2 protein-coding genes are annotated in these 3,339 nt (G+C 35.8%); one reads left to right on the forward strand and one right to left on the reverse strand.

Annotation, left to right across the window (positions count from 1 at the left end; all coding sequences use genetic code 11):
• Positions 1 to 416: 416 nt before the first annotated feature.
• Complete coding sequence (gene trhP, locus GQ593_RS13130) at positions 417 to 1,754, forward strand: prephenate-dependent tRNA uridine(34) hydroxylase TrhP (RefSeq protein ID WP_160432441.1); 1,338 nt, start codon at positions 417 to 419, stop codon at positions 1,752 to 1,754.
• Positions 1,755 to 1,813: 59 nt separating this feature from the next.
• Here the strand turns inward: trhP and proA are convergent, their stop codons facing one another.
• Positions 1,814 to 3,067 (reverse strand): glutamate-5-semialdehyde dehydrogenase, encoded by a 1,254-nt coding sequence (gene proA / locus GQ593_RS13135; protein WP_160432442.1) that lies wholly within the window; start codon positions 3,065 to 3,067, stop codon positions 1,814 to 1,816.
• Positions 3,068 to 3,339: the final 272 nt, after the last annotated feature.

Below are 3,339 nucleotides of genomic sequence, written 5' to 3' on the forward strand. Positions count from 1 at the left end.
TCAGTCATTTTTTTCATAATTAAATCCCCTTTACTTTTATCATAGAGAATTTTCTACTTTTTTGCTGTACTATTTTAGGGGATAGTTACAAAACCCTAATACAAGCAGTATTATTTTCCACTTGAATTTTGCACTAAGTTTGGGGGTATTTACAGTATTGTAATAGGTATTGCGCCATGCGGTTTTGCCTAAAAAGAATGATTGAAAATTAAAAGAGTGAGAAACATTGGTAAATTTGTTCGAATCTAATTATATTGATTAATAAAAACACTTTTTAACGAGTGCAATTTTTGTGTTATATAGCTTGACTATATAATAAATTTGCCAACTGATAGGCTAAAGCGTAAAATGCTCGTCCTATTTTGCTTAATCTATTACTAATTAGTGATACTGACCTGAAATCAGAGGCATTTTTAATGACAATTTTATATAAAAAACCGGAACTGCTTTCTCCTGCGGGTTCTTTAAAAAATATGCGCTATGCATTTGCATATGGTGCAGATGCAGTTTATGCAGGCCAACCCCGATATAGTTTGCGGGTTCGTAATAATGAATTTAATCATGAAAATTTAGCGATCGGCATTAACGAAGCTCATGCTCAAGGCAAAAAGTTTTATGTGGTGGTTAATATAGCACCACATAACTCTAAGTTAAAAACTTTTATTCGCGATTTAGAGCCCATTGTAAACATGAAACCCGATGCCTTTATTATGTCAGATCCAGGTTTAATTATGTTGGTTCGTGAACATTTTCCTGAAATGGAAGTGCACTTATCGGTACAATCCAATGCAGTTAACTGGGCAACGGTAAAATTTTGGCATCAAATGGGATTAACTCGCGTGGTATTATCACGTGAATTATCACTGGATGAAATTGCTGAGATCCGTGAAAAAGTGCCCGAAATGGAATTAGAAGTATTTATTCACGGTGCGTTATGTATGGCTTATTCTGGACGCTGTTTGCTTTCAGGTTATATTAATAAGCGTGACTCAAATCAGGGGACATGCACTAATGCATGCCGTTGGGAATATAAAGTAGCTGAAGGTAAAGAAGACGAAGTAGGGCAAATTGTTCATAAATGTGAACCGATACCAGTACAACAAGTCGAGCCAACATTAGGTCAAACAACCAATAAAGTATTCATGCTTGAAGAGTCAGGGCGTCCAGGCGAATATATGCAAGCTTTTGAAGATGAACACGGTACATATATTATGAACTCAAAAGATTTAAGAGCTGTGGAGTTAGTCGACGATTTAACCAAAATTGGCGTACATTCGCTCAAAATTGAAGGAAGAACCAAATCTTTTTATTATTGTGCAAGAACGGCGCAAGTGTATCGCCAAGCAATTGATGCGGCGAGTGAAGGTAAACCTTTTGATCCTCGTTTATTACAAGAACTTAATGCACTTGCTAATCGAGGCTATACCGAAGGATTTTTACGCCGTCATAAGCATGAAGAAATGCAAAATTACGAACATAGCCATTCAGTTTCAGAAAGGCAACAATTTGTTGGCGAATTTAGCGGTGAGCGGCTCAATGGCTTAGCTGAAGTTATCGTAAAGAATAAATTTTCTGTTGGGGATAGTGTCGAAATGATGACTCCCAAAGGTAATCAAAACTTCATTATCGAACGTATGGAAAACAAAAAGGGACAACCCGTTCCAGCAGGACTGGGGGATGGTCATATTGTTTATATTCCAATACCTGAAGATATAGATCTTAATTATGCATTATTAATGCGTAATTTTGATTAGTGAATTGAACGTTAAAAACTGTTCGGGATAATCGAACAGTTATTTTAAATCTTATTTTGTTATTGGCGAATTAAATCATCGCCATAACCAATCCACTTATATGTGGTTAAAGCTTCAAGACCCATTGGACCTCGAGCATGTAATTTTTGAGTGCTAACAGCTACTTCTGCACCTAAACCAAATTGCCCACCATCAGTAAAGCGTGTTGATGCATTGACATAAACTGCAGCTGCATCAACCAAGTTGACGAATTGCTGGGCGTTAGTTAAATCACGCGTTAAAATTGCTTCGGAATGTCCACTACCATATTCACGAATATGTTCCACTGCTAGTTCAAGGGAGTCGACAATCACCACATTTAAGTCTTTTGATAACCATTCTTGGCGTAACTCATCATCTTTTACTGCAAAAGTATTTGCTATGCCGGATTTTAATATTTTATACGCATTTGGATCAGCGTGTAATACCACATCATTATCAGCCATAATTTGGCTAAGTTTGAGTAAAAATGTATCGGCAATTTTTGTATGTACAAGTAGTGTTTCAAGTGTATTACAGGTACTTGGGCGCTGAGTTTTTGCGTTGACAATAATAGAAAGTGCTTTATCAAAATCAGCCGTTTCGTCGACAAAAATATGGCAGACGCCAATACCACCAGTAATAACTGGGATTGTTGAATGTTCGCGACATAATGTATGTAAAACTGACCCTCCACGAGGAATGATCATATCGACATATTTGTCGAGTTTAAGTAATTCAGTGATGTATTTGCGATCAGGATTATTAATATACTGTATAGTCGCTTCGGGTAATCCAACTTGAGATAAAGCCTGTTGAATAATTGAGATTGTTGTGGCATTGGTATGCATTGTTTCTTTACCACCTCGTAATATTGCTGCATTACCCGTTTTTATGCAAAGTGCTGCAATGTCAATCGTCACATTTGGCCTTGCTTCATAAATAACACCAATAACACCTAATGGTACTCTATGGCGTTGTAGTTTTAAACCACTATGTAAGGTTGAGCCATCAATAATCTGACCAATTGGATCTGTCAATGAAACTACTTTTCTTACGTCATTAGCGATAGAGATTAAGCGCTCAGGTGTTAATAATAAACGATCTAAAATAGCAGTACTTACCCCTTGCGTTTTAGCCGCTTGGATATCTTGTTTATTTGCTTCAAGGATAATTTCACTATGCTGTTCTAATAACTCTGCAATTATGGTTAAAACTTGATTTTTGGTTGAAGTAGGGCATTGTGCTAATTGGTATGATGCAAGTTTTGCTGCTTTACCCATTTGTTGTAACATTGTTGCTGCCTCTAAAGTTTCTTTTTACAATTCTGCTTGCTAAGGGTTAGTTTCTCTAAAATAATTTCTTATCTAACGTTAAAATTATATTAGAATTTGCCAAGGATTTTTTATTTCATTTTTCTCGGTATTTAATTACAATTGTAAAAAAACTCCGAGCTATTTACAATTTATGATTAAAATAATTTGATCCTCGCCAAAAAAGTGGACAAAAGCTGCCTCTATGATATAAACAAAAATCATAGGAGACAAATATCATGGTCAAAAAATTT

It is taken from the genome of Gilliamella sp. Pas-s25, assembly GCF_009795885.1.
Classification (GTDB): domain Bacteria; phylum Pseudomonadota; class Gammaproteobacteria; order Enterobacterales; family Orbaceae; genus Gilliamella.

Coding starts and splice junctions, on each gene's coding strand:
- proA (WP_160432442.1), bottom strand. CDS start 3,067: ATGTTACAACAAATGGGTAAAGCAGCAAAACTTGCATCATACCAATTA.
- trhP (WP_160432441.1), top strand. CDS start 417: ATGACAATTTTATATAAAAAACCGGAACTGCTTTCTCCTGCGGGTTCT.